Genomic DNA, 17,638 nt, shown 5'->3' with positions numbered 1-17,638 from the left:
TGCCGCATGACGCGTCTCCACCGGATCTCCTGTACCGCCCTCATGACCCTGGCGCTGACCGGGGGCGTTCTCGCCACGGCCCCCGCGCACGCCACCGCCTCCGCGCACGCCACCGCCTCCGCGTACGCCACCGCCTCCGCCGGACAGAGCATCCCCGCCACCCCCGCCGTGCCCGGTGCGGGCGGACCCGCGGCACCCGCCGTGCCCGCGGACCCGGGGCACCGCCCGCACGACTTCGGCTGGCAGTAGACCGCCGGCTTTGGGACGGTACGGCGACGCAGACGGCCCGACGGGCCGCGGAGAGTGCACGGGGAAGGCGGACGACGGTGCTGTTCCAACTGCTCGGTCCCTTGAGCATCACCGATGGGCGGGACGTCGTGGTCCTTCCGCCCTCCAAGCCGACCTCGCTGCTGGCGGCCCTGCTCATCCGGCCGGGATCGGTCGTCTCCACCGACCACCTGCAGGATGCCGTCTGGGGCGAGGAACAGCCCACGACGGCCAAGGCCGCACTCCAGAGCTGCGTACTGCGGCTGCGCCGGATCTTCGCCAAGTACGGCATCGAGGACCAGGCGGTCGTGGCGGTCGCCGGCGGTTACCGCATCCACGCCGACGCCGGGACCCTCGACCTTCTCCACTTCCGGCAGCTCGTCGGCCGGGCGGCGGCGTCCGGCACGGAGTCCGAGCTCTACACCCTGCGGGCCGCCCTCGCCCTCTGGCAGGGGCCGCTGCTCGCCAACGTCCCCTCCGCACTGCTGCACCGTGACGAGGTGCCGCGCCTGGCGGAGGAACGCCTGCGGGTCCTGGAGAGGGTCTGCGACATCGAACTGGAACACGGCCGCTGCCGCGAAACCCTCGTCGATCTTTGGGAAGTTACGCGCGTATACCCGGCTCACGAGCGGTTCTGCGAACAGCTGATGACGGCCCTCTACCGGACCGGACGGCAGACCGAGGCGCTGGCGGAGTACCGGAGGATCAAGGCCCACCTGCGCGAGGAGCTCGGCGTCGATCCCCGGCCCGAACTCCAGCGTCTGGAACTGGCGATCCTGCGGGGCGACGACCTGGGCTCCCCGGACACCGGCCGCGCCCCCGTCTCGCTCGCGCCCCCCGCCGCGCCCGCCGTGCCGGGGACGGCACTCCCCTGGGCTGCCCCGGGCGGGGGCGGGCCCGCCCCCGCCCGGGGCGGCACGGCGGCGCCGCTCCCGGCCGTGCCCGGTTTCACCGGCCGCCGGAGCCAGGTGGAGGAACTCGTCGCCCTGCTGACGGAGACCGGCCCCGCCCGGGACGGCTCCGGCGGTCCCCCCGCCGGTTCCTTCGGCGACCGGTCCGGCACAGGCCCGGAACGGGCCCCGGTGGCGGTGCTCTCCGGTGCGCCCGGCATCGGCAAGACCGCGCTCGCCCTGTACGTGGCGCGCCTGGTGGGCGGCCACTACCCGGGCGGCTGCCTCCTGCTGCCGCTGACCCGGCCCGACGGCACCCCGCGCCCGGCGGAGGAGGCAGCCGCCGAACTCCGCGACGCCCCGCCCGCCGGCCGGGGCCGTACCCTCCTGGTCCTCGACGACGCCGTCCACCCCGACCAGGTACGCCCCCTGCTCACCGCCAACGCGGGGGGAGCCGCGATCGTCACCAGCCGGATGGGGCTGGCCGCCCTCGTCGCCACGCACGGCGGCACCGTGCACCGGCTCGGCGCACTCGACCCCGAGGAGTCGCATGCCCTGCTCACCGCCGTACTCGGACCGGAACGTGTCGCCGCCGAGCCGTCGGCCGCGCTGCTGCTTGCCTCGGTGTGCGGACACCATCCGCTCGCCCTGCGGATCGCCGCCGCCCGGCTGCTCACCCGGCCCCGCCTGAAGCTGGCCGACTGCGCCGACTGGCTGCGGCACGACCTGCCGGCCCGCCTCGGCCTGGCCGACGACCCCCGGATGTCCGTACCCCTGACCCTGGACGAGGCCCTGGGACGGCTCCCGCGGCCACTGGCCGAAGCACATCTGCGGCTCGGGTCGACGACGCGCGGCCCGCTCACCGCGGACCTGGCGGCCGACGTCCTCGGAGTCCCGCGGGAGACGGCCGAAGAGGTGATGGAGCGGCTCCTCGACGCGGGCCTCCTGGAGGAGGAGCGCCCCGGCGCCTTCCGGATGCACGCACTGCTGCGGGCCCACGCCCGGCGTGCGACCGCTCCCCTCTCCGCCCGCCCCCAGGCCCTCCTGCGCCCGCCGAGGCGCGAGGAGACACCCCAGGCGGGCAGTACACGACCGGCCGCCCTGCGGTGACGCCCCGTCACCGCGCCACGGGCACCGCCCGCCGTGCCCGCCCGGACCGCTCCTGACCCTCCCGCGGCCGGACCGCGTCACGGACCACCCCACGGGCCCCAAGAGCCCCTGCCCGCACCGCCGGTCACCGAGGCCCCGGGCCCCGCTACCCGCCCGGATCACGACCACACACGCACCACACACCCCACAAGCACCACACACCCCACCAGGCACCACCCACAGCACGCGCACCGGCTGCACCACCAGGCACCACCCACAGCACGCGCACCACCCACAGCACGTGCACCACTCGCACCACCAGGCACCACCGACCCCGCACGCCCCTACGCCCCGTACAGGGCGGCCCGGATCACGGGCCGGCCGCCCCGCCCCCAGAACAAGAGGTGTGACGCACGCATGGCAGCAACGCCGTACACAGAGACCGCCGGAACCCGGCCGCGAGTCCGCCGGGACGTCCTGTTCACCGAGACACCCGACGGCGTGATCTTCCACAACGCCGACGGCGGCTTCCGGCTCACCGCCAGGTCCGGCTACAGGTTCGCCACCCTCCTGGTGCCCCACCTGGACGGCAGCAGATCCGTCGAGGAGATCTGCCGGGGCTTCGGGGACCGGCAGAAGGCCATGGTCGGCGAACTCGTGAAGGCCCTCTACGCACGGGGCTTCGCCCGCCCCGTACCGGCGCCGGACGAGTCGGCGGTCCTGATGACCGCCCCGGCCCCCGCCGGACGCTTCGCCCAGCAGATCGCCTACATCGACCACTACGCGGACGACGCCGACGCCCGGTTCGCCCGCTTCCGGGCCACCCGGGTCGCCGTGCTCGGCGACGGCCCGGTGGCCCGCTGGTGCGTGCTCTCGCTCATCCGCAACGGCTGCGCCACCGTCGGCGTCGACGCGGCCCTCCTCGACGGCACCGGGGGCACCACCGCCGAGGAGTTCGCGGAGGTCCACCGGGAGGCGGCCCGGCTGGCCGGCCAGGACTGCCCCGTCGAGCTGTCGGTGCTCCCGGAGCGGACCGCCCCCGGGAGCACCGGCGAGGGCTGGGCCGCCTACGAGGGGTACGGCGTCGTCGTGGCCGCCGCCGGCCCCCATGTGCCCGGCACGGTGCTGCCGCTGCTGCGGGAAGGGGTGCCCGAGGGGCGGACGCTGCTCCCGGCATGGACCTTCGGCGGCCGGGCCGTCGTCGGACCGGTCATGACCCCCCAGGCCACGGCCTGCTGGGCCTGCGCGGCCCTGCGGCTGGGCGCGGGCGCCGCGGCCGGCCCGGCGGCCGCGGGGCTCTGGAGCGGGCTGGCCCTCGGCACCGGCACCCCCGGGGCCCAGCCCGCCGGCCCGCTCGCGGCGATGCTCGGCAACCTGCTCGGCTACGAGGTGTTCCGCCTGGTCACCGGTGCGCCGCCGGCCGAGACCCGCGACCGGCTGCTCATCCAGGACATGGCCTCCTTCGACGTCGCCTCGGAACCGCTGCTGCCGCACCCCGCCTGCCCGTTCTGCGCGGCCCCGGCCGGTCTTCCCGAACCGGTCGACCTGGCGTCCGCGCCGCCGCGCCCGGCGTTCCTCCCGACGGTGGCCACCGCCCCCGACGACGAGGCCGCCCAGGGCCCGCTCGCCGAACTCGAACGCCGCTCCGCCCTCGTCCGCCCGCACGCCGGGGTGTTCACCGCCTACGCCGACGAGGAGCTGACCCAGACCCCGCTGAAGGTGGGCTCGGTCGTCCTGGGCGGCACGGGCGCCCGGGGCCTGAGGACGGTCACCGCGTTCGACGTCCACCACACCGCCGGGGCCCGGCTGCGGGCGCTGAACGCCGCCGCCACGGTCTACGCCGAGCACGTGGTGCCCGTCCCGGAACCCGCCGGGTCCCTGGCGGAACTGCCCGCCGTGGACCCGGACACCCTCACCGTCGCGTCCGGCACCGGCGGCACCGGGACGGCCGTCCGCTGGACGGCGGCCACCTCCCTGCTCACCAAGGAGGCGGTGCGGGTGCCCGCCGGCGCGGTGCGCCCCTTCGGCGCGGACAACGCCGACCGCCGCTTCGAACCCACCCGGGCCGGTGCCGGGGCCGGCGCGGACCTGCCCGAGGCGGCGGCGGCCGGCCTGCTGTCGGCACTCGCCCACGACGCGCTGAGCCGGGCCGTCCGGGGCGCCGGGGAGATCTCCGTGATCCCGCCCCCGGCCCTCGGCGAAGACCCCGAACCGGTCTTCCTCCTGCGGTCGGCGGCCCACCTCGGCCTCACGGTCGAACTGCTCGACCTCGGCGAGCGGGCGTACTCCGGGGCGTCGGTGGTCCTCGCCAGAACGACCGGGACCCCCGCCTCCGAAGCCTCCGCCTCCGGAGCCCCCGCCCCCGGGATCCCCGCCCCCGCCGCCCCCGCCCTCTGGGCCGTCGGCGCCGCCCCGGACCTCGCGGCGGCGGCCGTGGACGCCCTGCGGGACCTGCTCGGCGAGGCCCAGACGGCCGCCGGACGGGCGGACTCCGCCGACGGGCCCGGTGCCCTCGACACCGGTGACCCGCTGCTGCGCGACCTGGACGCGGCGCTCGTCCCGGTCACCTGCGAGAAGCCCGCCGACACCCCGGACGCCCCGGACGGCCCGGCCGGGGACGGCGCCGGAGAAGCCACCGACGACACCACCGCCGGATGGACCCGGATCCTCGAACGCCTCGCCGCCGCCGGCCGGGACGCCCTGGTCGTGCCCACCCACGCCGCCGATCTGCCCACCGCGGGGATCCACACCGTCCGAGTCCTGCTCACCCGGGCGGCCGCCGATGCCGGCTGAGAGCGCCGTACGCCCCGGACCCGCCGTGCGGTCCGAGGTCTTCGACCGGTTCGCCGGAGCCCTGCGGGACGCGCTCGGCGAGGCCGGGGCCGCCCCCGCCGTGACGGTCGCACCGCTCGGCGTCCAGGACGCGTACGCACTGACCGGTGCCGCTACCGGCGACGCCGTCCCCGTGCACCTGTACGGGCGACAGGTGCTGATCGGGCCGTGGCCCGCCCGGGACGGGTCCGCGGGCTGCGGTACCTGCCTCGCGCGCCGCTGGCAGGGCGTGCGCTCCGTCTCCCTGCGCGAGGGCCTCGAACTCGGCTCCGCCACACTGCCGGTGGGCGACTGGCCGTACGGCACGCCCTTCGCCGCCACCGCCGTCGCCGCCCTGGTGGCCGGCATCACCGGGGCGGGCCCCGGCCCCGGACCGTACCCCCGGGTGCACCTGCTGGACCTGGACGCCATGACCGTACGCAGCCACCCCCTCGTCCCCGACCCGGAGTGCCCCGCCTGCGGTGCACCCCGGCCCGACACCGCCGAGGCGGCCGCGCTCACCCTGCGGCCCGCGCCCGCGTACCGGCCGGGCGTCTTCCGGGTGCGGCGGGTCGAGGACCACCGGCTGCCGGAGGACGCCTTCGTCAACCCGCACTGGGGCGCGCTCGGTTCCTCGGTCATCTGCGACGTCGCCTCCACCACCACCTCCGCCACCGTCGGCTGCTTCTCGACCCGCTCCGGGGACTACCTGCGGGAGACGTTCTGGGGCGGCCACGCGGACACCTACGCCCGCAGCCGGAGCATCGGGGTCCTGGAAGCGCTGGAGCGCTACGCCGGGATGCGGGCCCGCGCCAGAACCACCCGCCTCACCGCCTCCCTCGACGAGCTGGGCCCCGACGCCGTCGACCCGCGCGAGACCGGCCTGTACACCGAGGAGTTCCACACGGCCAACCCACGGGTGCGGCCCTTCGCCCCCGACCGGCGGATCCCCTGGGTGTGGGGCTGGTCGCTGCGCGACGACCGGCCCCGCCCGGTCCCCGAGATCCTCGCCTACTACCACGCCCCCGGCCTGGAGAACCGGTTCGTGCAGGAGAGCTCCAACGGCTGCGCGTCGGGCGGAAGCACGGAGGAGGCCGTCTATTTCGGCCTGATGGAGGTCATCGAGCGGGACGCCTTCCTGCTCGCCTGGTACGGGCAGGTGCCCCTGCGGGAGATCGACCCCTCGACCAGCACCCGGACCGCCACCCGGCACATGGTGGACCGGCTGGCCATGTACGGCTACCGGGCCCGCTTCTTCGACACCCGGATCAGCTTCCCCGTCCCCGTGGTCACCGCCTGCGCCGAACGCTTCGACGGCTCCACCGGCCGGATGTGCTTCGGCGCGGGCGCCGGACTCGACCCCGAGTCCGCACTGGACTCCGCGCTCTGCGAGATCGCCACCGACTCGGTCAACCTCGTCGGCCGGACCCTGCGCGACGAGAAGCGGCTGCGCGCCATGGCCACCGACTTCGACCAGGTCACCACCCTCCACGACCACCCGCTCTCCTACGGGATCCCCGAGATGGGCCGGCACGCCGACTTCCTGCTGCAGCAGCCGGACCCCCGGCCACCGCTCGCCGTCTCCGACCTGGCCCGGCCCGGCCCCGGCACCCCGGAGACCTCCGACCTCCGCGAGGTACTGCTGCGCGCGGTCGGCACCGTCACCGCCGCCGGATTCGACGTGGTCGTCGTCGACCAGACCCTGCCCGAACAGCGCGCGCTCGGCCTGCACACCGTGAAGGTCCTGGTGCCCGGCCTGCTCCCCATCGACTTCGGCTGGTCCCGCCAGCGCGCCCGGCACATGCCCCGGATGCGGACCACACTCGGCCCCTCGGGCCTCAACCCCGCACCTCACCCGTTTCCGTGACGGTACGTCAGTTACGCCCGCCCATCCGAGAGGGGACCGACCCCATGGGGTACGCCCATGAGTACGCCGACGCCGTCCTGCACCGCGGCCGCATCCCGATGGAGCCCGCCGACTTCGTCCCCAACTGGCCCGACGGCCCCCGCAGGGGGAAGTTCTACCCGGGCGTGGAGCCCTACGCCCTCCCCGACGGCGACGGCCTCCCGGACGCCCCGGCCGCCCGCGGCCTGCTCCCCGCCCGGGACGGTGGCGGGACGGGGGACGACCCGGCCGGCTTCACCCTGCCGCTGCTGTCGGCGATGCTCAAGGACTCCTACGGGCTGACCGGCCGCCGCCTCGGCATCCAGGCCAACAGCGACCTGCCCGGACTGCCGCTCCACACCCACGCCAACTGGTCCAGGGGCACCGCGGGCGGCGGCGGACTCTACCCGGTCAGCGTCTACTGGGCGTCCGGCCCCTCCGGGCCGCTGACCCCCGGCATCCACTACTACGACGTCCACCGGCACGCCGTGCAGCGGGTCCTGACCGGCGACGTCTCCGCCCGGGTCCGTGAGGCGCTCGGCCCCGGCGCCCCGGCGGAGGCGCGGGAGACCGACCAGTACCTGATCCTCGGAGTCAAGTACTGGCAGAACGCGTTCAAGTACAACAGCTTCTCCTACCACGTGGTCTCCACCGACCTGGGCACCCTCGTGCAGACCTGGCGGATCTGGGCGGGCGCCCGGGGCCTGCGCACCACACCCGTCCTGTGGTTCGACGAACCCCGGCTGAACGGCCTGCTCGGCACCACGGGCGAGGAGGAGGGCGTCTTCGCCGTCGTCCCGCTGCGCTGGGACACCCCGGCCCCGCCCCGTACGGCGGTCCCCGCCCGGCCCGGCCCGGCCGCGTCCCGTACGGCGGCGACCGCCGGACCCGACCCGGCCGTCCGCCACCGGGACGCCGAACGGTCCCGCACCGTGCTGGAGTTCCCCACCGTCCTCGCCATGCACGCCGCGACCACCGAAGGCGCGACGGACCGCCCCGCCCCCGGGGCCCTGGCCGCCGCGGCCGCGCTGCCCGCCCCCGCCGGCGGCACCCGGACCGCCCTCCCGGACCCGGTCCTCCCCGCCGTCCCCGTACGCCGCGCCCTGCGCGCCCGGCGCAGCAGCTTCGGCCGCTTCGACGCGGCGCGCCCCGTCACCCCCGCCCAGCTGTCCGCCGTCCTCGCGGCCTGCGCCGGGACGTCGCTGCCCAGCGACGCGGACCCGGACGGCGCGGTGCGGCAGACCCGGATGTACGCCTTCGTCAACCACGTCGAGTCCGTCGAGCCGGGCGCCTACGTCTACGACCCCGAAGCGGGGGAGCTGCTGCTCGTCGAGGCGGGGCCGCAGGGGGCGTTCCTCCAGGACACCTACTTCCTCGCCAACTACAACCTGGAGCAGGCGGGCGCCGTCCTCGTGCCCACCGTCCGCACCACCGCCGTCCTGGACGCGGTGGGGGACCGCGGCTACCGGCTGGCGGTCGGCACCGCCGGCGCCGTGGCCCAGACGTTCTACGTGGCCGCCGCCGCGCTCGGACTCGGCGCGGGCGTCGCCCTGGGCTTCGACAACATCTCGTTCGTCGAGAAACTCGGCCTGGGCGACGGCGACGAGGCACCCCTGCTGATCATGCCGCTCGGCAACGAGCGCCCCCGGCCCGCCGACTTCCGGCACGAGATCGCCTGAGGGAACCCCGCGATGACACTCATGACATCCGACACCGCCCCCCGCCCGCCCGTCGTGTGGGAACCCGGACGCCGTTTCCTGCTCCGTGCGGCCGGCCTGCCCCTGGAGACCGTCCGCGGCCTGCGCTGCCCGGGAACCGGCGCCTGGGCGGAAGAGGTCCTGGACCTGGAGGAGCGGCTGACCGCCGAGGGCACCGCGCTCAGCGAGCTGCTGCACGGGCTGCTCGGCCCCGCCGACGCGGCCGGCAGCGACGCCCGCCGCTCCCTGCTCGCCCTCCGCCGCCAGGTCTTCAACAACCGCCTGCCCGCCGACCCCCGGGCCGCCGTCCGCCTGGTGACCGGACTGGCAGAGCCGGCCGGAACCCGGCTCGCCGACTGGCTGGCCCACCGCACCCGGTACGGCGAACTCCTCACAAAGGGGCCCGGACTGCTGGCGGGCGAGACACGGGCCGCGCGCCGGGCGCTGCGCGAGGCGCTGTCCGGGGACCGGTTCCGGCTGGGCCTGCTGCTGGCCTCGCCCACACTGGACAGCAGGCTCGACGGATACCTGGCGGACACGAGCGCCGAACCGGGCAAGCGGATGCGGAAGATCGAGCGTTCGGCGCTCACCTACCTCTACCGCACCGCGTGCAAGACCAGCCCCTTCAGCACCCTCACCGCCGTCGCCACCGGCACCTTCGGCGAGGGGGCCCCGGGCGCCGACCCGGTCGCCCTGCGCGTCGGCGAGAGGTGGACCAGCCATGTCCGGCTCAACGTCGTCGTCCTCGGACGGCTGGCCGACCTGATCCTCGCCGACCCGGTGCGCCGCCAGGACCTCCCCGTCGTCCTCGCCCCGGGCTGGGGCCGCGACGAGGACCGCATCCGCTACGTCCGCCAGTGGGTGACCACCGGCGACGACAGCGCGGCCGTCACCTTCGACGCCGTACGCGACCGCCTGTTCTACCTCCGCAACAGCGGCACCCTGGACCGGCTGCTCACCTTCTTCGGCACCCACGAGGGGCTGCGCCACCGCGACCTCGTGGAGATGCTGCGCACCGAGCGGGGCGCCGGGACGGACGAATGCGAACGCTACGCCGCCGCTCTGCTCCAGCTCGGCATGGTGCAGGTGCCCGGACTCCGCACCGATGTGCACAGCCCCGACCCGCTGCGCTCCTTCCAGCAGGCCCTGCGCGGCCTCGGGGCCCCCTGGGCGGACACCGTCGCGGACGGGCTGGAGGGGCCGGCGGCCTGCCTGGCCGCGTACCCGGCCGCCCCGCTCACCGAACGGCGCACCCTGCTGCGGACCCTGCGCACCCGGCTCCTGGACGTACAGCGGGACCTGGGGGCCGAGAACCCCACGCTCCCGCAGACCCTCCTCTACGAGGACGTCAGCGCGGGCGAGGACCTGCCCGGCGGCCCCGGCCCCCTGGCCGGCACCGCGGGCCGGGCCCTGCGGCGGATCGAGGGCATCCTCCCGATGTTCGACATCACCCTGCCCCAGCGCATCACCCTGCGCGGCTTCTTCCTGGCCCGCCACGGGCGCGGCGGACGCTGCGACGACCTGCTCGGCCTGGTGCACGACTTCCACGAGGACTTCTTCGACCAGTACATCTCCTTCACCTCCAAGCGCACCGCCTTCGACGCCGACGGGGAGTACGTCCCCGAGGAGAACTGGCTCGGCCAGAGCGAACTGCGGACCCTGGACGCCGCCCGCCGCCGCTTCGCCGCCGGGATGCGCGAGCAGTGGGAGAAACACGGCACGTCGGACGAGATCCGGCTCCCCGCCGGACTCCTCGCCGAGGTGGCCGGTGAACTCGCCCCGGTCACCGAGGGGTTCACCCCGCAGAGCCACCACATCCAGGTCGCCCGCACCGCGCCGGGGGACGGCGGTGACCGGCCGCCGCTGGTCGTCCTCAACCGCTCGTACGGCGGTCTGGCCTTCCCCTTCAGCCGCTTCACCCACGTCTACGACCGCGACGGGGCGGCGGGACCGGACACGCCCCCCGGCCTCTCGGAGCGGCTGCGCGCCGAACTCCGCTCCCGCTGCCCCGAAGGCGCCGTCCTCGCCGAGCTGACCGGCGGGCCGGTCACCACCAACCTCAACCTGCACGGACGGCTGACGGACCACCAGATCGTCTGCCCCGGTGAGACCTCCACCGTCCCCGAGGAGGCCCGGCTCCACCTGGACGACCTGTACCTCCGGCACGACGAGGCGACCGACCGCCTCGTCCTCGCGTCCCGGCGGCTGGGACGCGAGGTCGTCCCCGTCTACCTCGGCTACCTCGTGCCCGTCGCCCTCCCCGAGATCCCCCGCACCCTGCTGCTCCTCTCGCCGAGCACCATGACCCCCACCGACCTCTGGGGCGGCGTCCCCGAGGGCCCCGCCCACGACGGCGTCACCCGCAGGCCGCGTGTGGTCCACGACGGCGTCGTCATCGGCCGCCGCAGCTGGACGGCCGACGCCCGCGCCCTCCCCGTCCGGGAACCCGGCACCGACGAGGCGCGGTGGTACCTCGCCTGGCGGCGCTGGAGGCGTACCCACCGCCTGCCCGCCCAGGTCTTCGCGACCGTCCTGCGCGAGGGGCGCCGCGCCCTGGGGGCCAAGCCCCTCTACGTGGACTTCGACAGCCCCCTGTCCCTGACCGCATTCGACGCCCTGGTGGAACGCGAACCGGGCGCCTCGGTGGTCCTGCGCGAGATGCTCCCGGCCGAGGACGGCCTGCACCTGACCTCCGGAGAGGGAAGCCACGTCGCCGAACTGGCCGTGGAGACCTTCACCTCACGCCCCCGTACCGAGGACGGCCCGACATGCCCGAACTGACCCTGCCCGGCCCCGCCTCCGCTCCCGGCCCCGGCGCCGCGGAGCCGGGGGAGTGGATCGCCCTGCACGTCTTCTACGCGGCCAGCCCCCGGCCGATGCTGGTCAACTGCGTCCGGCCGCTGGTCGCGGAGCTCACCGCCGAAGGGCTGCTGGCCGGTCACTTCTTCATCAACTACTGGCTGGAGGGCCCGCACGTCCGGCTCCGGCTGCGCCCCGCGAGCCCCGCGGCGGCCTCCGAGGTGCGGCGCCGCGCCGAGGAGGCCCTCACCGCCTTCCTCCGCACCCGGCCCGCCCTCTACGAGGTCGACTCCGGTTTCCTCAAGGACTTCTACAACGCCCTGTTCGACATCGAGTTCCCCGGCGAGGACCGCGACCGGTACATGGGCGAGGACGGCCGGATGAACCTCCGGCCGAACAACACCTTCAGCCTGGAGCCGTACGCCCCCGAGTACGCCAAGTACGGCGGCCCCGCCGGCGTCGAACTCGCCGAATGGCACTTCCGGCACTCCAGCGACCTGGTCATGGACGCCTTCCGCACCATGAACCTCCATCTGCGGACCGTGCTGCTCGGCACCTCCGCCCAGCTGATGATGGTGATGGCGAGCTGCTTCCTCCCGGAGGAGGACCGCCTCGCCTCCTATCTCGACGGCTACTACGAGTTCTGGCACCGCGCCTTCCCCGGCACCGGCTTCATCGGCTCGCAGGAGTACGAGCGCAACTACGCCGAGATGGCGCCCTCCCTGGGCCACCGCTTCGCCGGGATCCGCGCCGCCGTCGCCGACGGTGAACTCGGCCGGCTGCCGTCCTTCCTGCGCGGCTGGGCGGCCCACTGCCTGGAGCTGCGCGACCGCGTCGCCGGCCTCGCCACCCGGGGCGAACTCCTCTTCCCCGCCTGGGACGGGCCCGCCCGCGAGGACACCGGCCAGGAACGCGCCGAACCGGCAGGCGCGGCACCCCTGGAGAAGCTCACCCATGTGCCGGCCGTCCTGCCCCGGCTGCTCTCTCCGTACATGCACATGACCAACAACCGGCTGCATGTGACGATCCGCGACGAGGCATACCTCTCCTTCGTCCTCGGCCAGGTGCTGCGCGAGCCCGCGCCCACGACCGGCGCCGCGCCGGGCGGTACCGGTACGGGCCGCACCGGTACGGACCGGGCGGCGGGCGCATGACCCCGGCCCCCGACCGGGCGGCCCCCGCGTCCGCCCCCCGCACCCCGGAGCCCCCCGCGCCCACCGCCACGTCCTCCGCCGCGCGCGCGTACCGCCCCGCGCTCGGACCCGGTGTCCTCCTCAGCCCGCCCCTGCTGCGCGGCCCCCGCACGGTGCACCTGATCAAACACCCCGTCAGCGGCGCCGCCTTCGAGGTCGGCCCCAAGGAGCACTTCCTCATCTCCCGGCTCGACGGGACCCGCACCCTCGACGACCTGGCACCCCTCTACGCCGAACGCTTCGGCCGCCGCCTCGCCGAGGACAACTGGAACCGGCTCCTCGGCCTCCTCGGCACCCGGGGCCTGCTGGAGGGCGCCCCCGCCCCGCCGCCCGCCGCACCGGCCCCGGCCCGCACCGGCGGGTTCTGGCACGGCACCCGGCGCATGGTCGCCGACGCCGACGCGACCACCGCACGGCTGCACCGGGTCATGCGCCCGCTGCTCCACCGCGCCGTCCAGCTCCCCCTCCTGGCCGCCGTCCTCGTGATGGTGCCGGTCCTGGCCCTGCACGCAGGCGAACTCGTCGACGGGACAGCCGAACTGATCGCCCGTCCGGCCGTCCTGGCGGCCGTCGCCCTGTTCCTCTGGTTCAGTATCACCCTGCACGAACTGGCCCACGGCGTCGCCGCCCAGCACTACGGGGGCAAGGTCACCGAGATCGGGGTGCGCTGGCGGCTCCCCGCGGCGATGCTCTACTGCACCGTCGACAACTACCTCTTCATCCCCGGCCTGCGGGCCAGACTGGTCATCGCCGGCGCGGGCGCCCACCTCAACATGGTGCTGCTCCTGCCCTTCGCCCTCTGGTGGCTCCTCCTGCCCGACGACGACCCGGCCGGGCCGCTCCTCGCCGGACTGCTGCTGCTCGGCAGCGTCCAGGGACTCAGCAACCTCGTACCGCTGCCGCCGCTCGACGGCTACCGCATGCTCAACCACCTCCTGGGCACCGCCCGCCTCGCCCCCGAGACCCGGACCTACCTGGCGCTGCGCCGGGGCGGGGGAGCGGACGGGGCCACCGCCGCCTACCCGCGCCGGGCCCGGCGCGTCTACACGGCCTACGCCGCCGGTTCCGTCCTGCTGGTCCTCCTCGCCGCGGCGGGGACCTGCACCGTGGCGTTCCTGCTGCTGACGCGGTGACCGGCCGCGCCACGAACCCCCCGACCGGAAGGAACCACGCACCACATGAGTGAGGTACAGGCGATGCGACCCACACCCGCCGAAGGCACCACCCCGGCCGAAGGCCCCGGCCCGGCCACCGCGATCCGTGTCCAGGGCGTCTCCAAACGGTACGGGGACCGCCAGGCCGTCGACGACGTGTCGCTGGAGATCCGCCGCGGAGAGTTCTTCGGCCTGCTGGGCCCCAACGGCGCCGGCAAGTCCACCCTGGTGGAGATCATGGAGGGCCTGCGCCGGGCGGACACCGGGACGGTCGCCCTCTTCGGGGAGTCCCCCTGGCCCCGCAACACCGCCCTGCTGCCCCGCGTCGGCGTACAGACGCAGACATCCGCGTTCTTCGTACGGCAGACCGCGCACGAACACCTGCGCACCGTCGCCGCCCTCTACGGCGCGCCCCGCACCGCCGTCGACGCCACGCTGGAATCCGTGGGGCTCACCGAGCAGAGCGGTGTCCAGGTGGAGGACCTCTCCGGCGGCCAGCGCCAGCGCCTCGCCATCGCCTCCGCCCTCGTCCACGGCCCCGAGCTGATCTTCCTCGACGAACCGACCGCCGCCCTCGACCCGCAGGCCCGGCGCGCCCTGTGGGAGGTACTGCGCGCACTCAAGGCCGAAGGCCGCACCATCGTCCACACCACCCACCACCTCGACGAGGCCGAGGCGCTGTGCGACCGCATCGCCATCCTGGTGGACGGCCGGATCGCCGTCACCGACTCCCCGCACAACCTCGTCAGCGCCTTCCAGGCACCCACCCGCCTGATGCTCCCGCTCGGCCGGCTGGACGAGCGGGAGGCGGCGGACATCCCGGGCGTCGACCGGGTCACCGTCCAGGGCGGCTCCCTCGTCCTGGAGACCCGCACGCCGGGCCCGGTCCTCAGCGCCGTCGACAAGCTCGCCGGACTCGACGGCGTGCAGACCAGGACCGCCGGCCTGGAGGACGTCTACCTCGACCTGACCGCCCGGCTCACCGGTTCCCCGCAGTCCCCCCGCCGGAACGCCGACACCACGGAGCACCAGCCATGAGCGCCTACGCCGCACTGACCGGAGCGGGCTACCGCGCCCAGGTCCGCGACAAGACCACCCTCTTCTTCACCTTCGCCTTCCCGCTCCTCTTCCTCGTCGTGTTCGGCCTGATCTTCCGGGGCCAGGAGGTCGAGGAGAGCGGCCTGACCTACCTCTCGTACACCGCCGCCGGAGTCCTGTCCTGGGGCGTGGCGAACGCCGCCGTCTTCGGCATCGCGTTCACCCTGATGCAGTGGCGCACCGACGACATCCTGCGCCTGATCCGGATGTCCCCCACCCCGCTCTCCGCCGTCATCGGCTCCCGTTACGTCATCGCCCTGGCCGTCGGCACCGTGCAGTCGCTGCTGTTCGTCGGTGTCGCGATGCTGCCGCTGTTCGGCCTCGAACCCGCCTCCGGCTGGCCCCTGCTGATCCCGGTGCTCCTCCTCGGCGTCACCACCTTCCTGCTGCTCGGGGTGATCATCGGCTCCTTCACCGACACCCCGGAGTCGGTCGCGGCCGTCGCCAACTTCCTGATGCTGCCCATGGCCTTCCTGTCCGGCTCCTTCTTCCCGCTGGACTCGATGCCGTCCTGGCTCCAGAAGGTCTCCCTGGTCATGCCGCTGCGCTACCTCAACGACGCCGTGTCCCACGCGCTCGCCGGACGCGGGGACCTGACCGACGTCTGGGTGGGCTGCGCCGGACTCGGCGTCTTCGCCCTGGTCTTCGGCGCCGTCGCCGTCAGGACCTTCCGATGGACGAGGTCCTCATGAACACCCCGACGAGCACACCCGCCCCCGCCACCGCCCCCCGCTCCCCGGAACGGCCCACGGGTCCGGCGCAGCCCATGGGCCCTGCGCGGACGGCCCTGCACACCGCCCTCGCCGCCCGCCTCGGGCACGCCGTCCCCGTGGTCCCCGTCGGCGCCACCGACGCCGCCGCCACCCTCGGAGACCGGGGAGCCCCCGACCCCTGGGCCGCCGACCGCCCCGGTGCCCGCGTCCACCTCACCGCCTCCGCCGTCCTGATCGGCCCCTGGGGCGGCGACGGCACCGCCCCCGCCTGCGGACACTGCCTGGCCATGCGCTGGCAGCGCCTGCGCAGCCGCAGCGAACGCGACGCCCTGGAGACCGGCGGCCCCGACGGCCCCCGCCCCGCTGGCGTCTGGCCCCTGTTCACCGACCACGCCTACGACGCCGTGGCCGCCCTCTGCCGGGCACTCCTGGACGGCCCGGGGGCCGAGCCCCCCGCCACCACCGCCGCCGACCGCGCCCTGCCCCAGGTCACCCGCCTCGACCTGACGACCCTTCAGGTGCGTACGTATCCCCTTCTCGCCGACCCCCTCTGCCCCGGTTGCGCGCCGCCTCCCGCGCCCGCCGGGCCCCGGCCGCTCTTCCTCGCGCCCCGCCCCAAACCCGACCCGGACGGCTACCGGCTGCGCCCCGCGTCCTCGTACCCCGTCCCCGAAGAGGCCCTGGCCAACCCCGTCTGCGGGGTCCTCGGCGGCGGCACCTGGACCGACGTCACCTCGCCGACCACCGCACCCGTCGCCGGCAGCGTCTTCGTCCGCGGCTACGCCGGACTCAACGACGTCACCTGGAGCGGCCAGGAGAACGCCTTCTCCACCAGCCGCACCCTCGCCTTCCTGGAAGGGCTGGAACGCTACGCCGGAACCCACCGGCGCGGCCGCGCCACCCCCGTCACCGGCAGCTTCGACGAGCTGAGGGCCGACGCCCTCGATCCCGCCGTCTGCGGCTTCTACGACCCCCGCACCTACCGCGACGACCCCCTGGTCGACCCCTTCGACCCGGACCGCGCCATCCCGTGGGAGTGGGGCTGGTCCCTGCGCGACGACCGCCCCGTCCTCGTCCCCTCCCGGCTCGTCTACTACAGCGCCGGACTGGCCGCCGACAACTTCGTCTTCGAGTGCTCCAACGGCTGCGCCATCGGCGGCGGCCTGGAGGAGGCCGTCCTCGGCGGGCTCCTCGAACTCGTCGAACGGGACGCCTTCCTCAACGCCTGGTACGGCGGCGCCCGCCTCACCGAGATCGACCTGGCGACCGTCGGCGGCCGGGCCACGCCCGCCATGGCGGAACGCGCCGCGCTCCAGGGCTACGACGTCCACGTCCTGGACAACCGCATCGACCTGGCCGTCCCCGTCGTGACCGCGCTCGCCGTACGCCGCGACGGCGGCCCCGGCACCCTCTCCTTCGCGGCGGCCGCCTCGCTGGACCCGCGCGCCGCCGTCGAGGGCGCGCTGTCCGAGGTCCTCACCTACATCCCGCACCTCTCCCGCCAGACCGAGGAGCGCCGCGGTGAACTGGAGGCCATGGCCGACGACTTCGGCCTGGTCCGCCACCTCAAGGACCACGCCCAGCTCTACGGCCTGCCCCGGATGGCCGAGCACGCCCGCACCTACCTCCGGCCCCTGGCCGTACGGCCCTTCGGGGAGGTCTACCGGGACTGGGAGGCCACCGGCCGCCCCCGCACCGGCGACCTGCGCGACGACCTCCGGGCCGTCATCGGCGAACTCGCCCGCGCCGGGCACGACGTGATCGCCGTCGACCAGACCACCCCGGAACAGGAACGCATGGGCCTGTCCACCGTCGCCACCCTCGTCCCCGGCCTCCTGCCGATCGACTTCGGCTGGAACCGGCAGCGCGCCCCCCTCATGCCCCGGCTGCGCACCGCGCTCCGCCGGGGCGGCCACCGCGCCACGGACCTGGCCGGCGACGAGATCCGCATGGTCCCGCACCCGTTCCCGTAGGACCGCGCCCGCGACAGCGGGACGCCCGGTACCCGTCGACGGACGGATACCGGGCGCGAAGCCCGCTCG

Annotated in this window: 11 protein-coding genes; all 11 read left to right on the top strand. The window is 75.2% G+C overall.

The features are described from left to right. Nucleotides 1-6: 6 nt before the first annotated feature. The 11 genes from CP967_RS33885 (at nt 7) to CP967_RS06390 (ending at nt 17,569) form a co-directional block, all read left to right on the top strand. Complete coding sequence (locus CP967_RS33885) at nt 7-249, top strand: hypothetical protein (protein ID WP_167535338.1); 243 nt, start codon at nt 7-9, stop codon at nt 247-249. Nucleotides 250-326: 77 nt separating this feature from the next. Continuing rightward, the gene (locus CP967_RS06440; protein WP_150487020.1) at nt 327-2,267 is read left to right on the top strand and encodes an AfsR/SARP family transcriptional regulator; all 1,941 of its coding nucleotides are present in this window, start codon (nt 327-329) and stop codon (nt 2,265-2,267) included. A gap of 396 nt (nt 2,268-2,663) precedes the next feature. Next, nucleotides 2,664-5,039: a TOMM precursor leader peptide-binding protein gene (locus tag CP967_RS06435; protein WP_150487019.1), complete on the top strand. Its 2,376-nt coding sequence runs from the start codon at nt 2,664-2,666 to the stop codon at nt 5,037-5,039. Continuing rightward, nucleotides 5,029-6,924: a TOMM precursor leader peptide-binding protein gene (locus CP967_RS06430; RefSeq protein ID WP_150487018.1), complete on the top strand. Its 1,896-nt coding sequence runs from the start codon at nt 5,029-5,031 to the stop codon at nt 6,922-6,924. Before CP967_RS06435 ends, CP967_RS06430 begins: the two co-directional genes overlap by 11 nt. Nucleotides 6,925-6,968: 44 nt before the next feature. After that, nucleotides 6,969-8,621, top strand: coding sequence for a nitroreductase family protein (locus CP967_RS06425; RefSeq protein WP_150487017.1), 1,653 nt, complete (start codon nt 6,969-6,971; stop codon nt 8,619-8,621). 12 nt (nt 8,622-8,633) lie between these two features. Next, nucleotides 8,634-11,420: a lantibiotic dehydratase gene (locus CP967_RS06420; protein ID WP_150487016.1), complete on the top strand. Its 2,787-nt coding sequence runs from the start codon at nt 8,634-8,636 to the stop codon at nt 11,418-11,420. Next, a complete protein-coding gene (locus CP967_RS06415) occupies nt 11,408-12,592 on the top strand; it encodes a lantibiotic dehydratase C-terminal domain-containing protein (RefSeq protein WP_229888344.1) in 1,185 nt (394 codons plus the stop codon). Before CP967_RS06420 ends, CP967_RS06415 begins: the two co-directional genes overlap by 13 nt. Further along, nucleotides 12,589-13,764, top strand: a complete 1,176-nt coding sequence (locus CP967_RS06405; RefSeq protein ID WP_229888345.1) for a M50 family metallopeptidase — start codon at nt 12,589-12,591, stop codon at nt 13,762-13,764. Before CP967_RS06415 ends, CP967_RS06405 begins: the two co-directional genes overlap by 4 nt. A gap of 45 nt (nt 13,765-13,809) precedes the next feature. Continuing rightward, nucleotides 13,810-14,823, top strand: coding sequence for an ABC transporter ATP-binding protein (locus tag CP967_RS06400; RefSeq protein WP_150487015.1), 1,014 nt, complete (start codon nt 13,810-13,812; stop codon nt 14,821-14,823). After that, entirely contained in the window at nt 14,820-15,575 is a 756-nt protein-coding gene (locus CP967_RS06395) for an ABC transporter permease (protein ID WP_150487014.1), read from the top strand. The genes CP967_RS06400 and CP967_RS06395 overlap by 4 nt, the downstream gene beginning before the upstream one ends. Next, nucleotides 15,572-17,569 carry a TOMM precursor leader peptide-binding protein gene (locus CP967_RS06390; RefSeq protein ID WP_373300357.1) on the top strand — a complete coding sequence of 666 codons (1,998 nt, stop codon included), beginning with the start codon at nt 15,572-15,574 and terminating at the stop codon, nt 17,567-17,569. Before CP967_RS06395 ends, CP967_RS06390 begins: the two co-directional genes overlap by 4 nt. Nucleotides 17,570-17,638: the final 69 nt, after the last annotated feature.

This window comes from Streptomyces nitrosporeus (assembly GCF_008704555.1).
Taxonomy (GTDB): Bacteria; Actinomycetota; Actinomycetes; order Streptomycetales; family Streptomycetaceae; genus Streptomyces; species Streptomyces nitrosporeus.
The sequence above is the reverse complement of the archived record's forward strand: the minus strand, read 5'-3'. Positions and strand labels throughout refer to the sequence as shown.

Excerpts from the sequence above, each read along its gene's own strand:
- CP967_RS33885 (WP_167535338.1), top strand. The coding sequence starts at position 7 with ATGACGCGTCTCCACCGGATCTCCTGTACCGCCCTCATGACCCTGGCG.
- CP967_RS06420 (WP_150487016.1), top strand. The coding sequence starts at position 8,634 with ATGACACTCATGACATCCGACACCGCCCCCCGCCCGCCCGTCGTGTGG.
- CP967_RS06435 (WP_150487019.1), top strand. The coding sequence starts at position 2,664 with ATGGCAGCAACGCCGTACACAGAGACCGCCGGAACCCGGCCGCGAGTC.
- CP967_RS06400 (WP_150487015.1), top strand. The coding sequence starts at position 13,810 with ATGAGTGAGGTACAGGCGATGCGACCCACACCCGCCGAAGGCACCACC.
- CP967_RS06425 (WP_150487017.1), top strand. The coding sequence starts at position 6,969 with ATGGGGTACGCCCATGAGTACGCCGACGCCGTCCTGCACCGCGGCCGC.
- CP967_RS06390 (WP_373300357.1), top strand. The coding sequence starts at position 15,572 with ATGAACACCCCGACGAGCACACCCGCCCCCGCCACCGCCCCCCGCTCC.
- CP967_RS06395 (WP_150487014.1), top strand. The coding sequence starts at position 14,820 with ATGAGCGCCTACGCCGCACTGACCGGAGCGGGCTACCGCGCCCAGGTC.
- CP967_RS06405 (WP_229888345.1), top strand. The coding sequence starts at position 12,589 with ATGACCCCGGCCCCCGACCGGGCGGCCCCCGCGTCCGCCCCCCGCACC.
- CP967_RS06430 (WP_150487018.1), top strand. The coding sequence starts at position 5,029 with ATGCCGGCTGAGAGCGCCGTACGCCCCGGACCCGCCGTGCGGTCCGAG.
- CP967_RS06415 (WP_229888344.1), top strand. The coding sequence starts at position 11,408 with ATGCCCGAACTGACCCTGCCCGGCCCCGCCTCCGCTCCCGGCCCCGGC.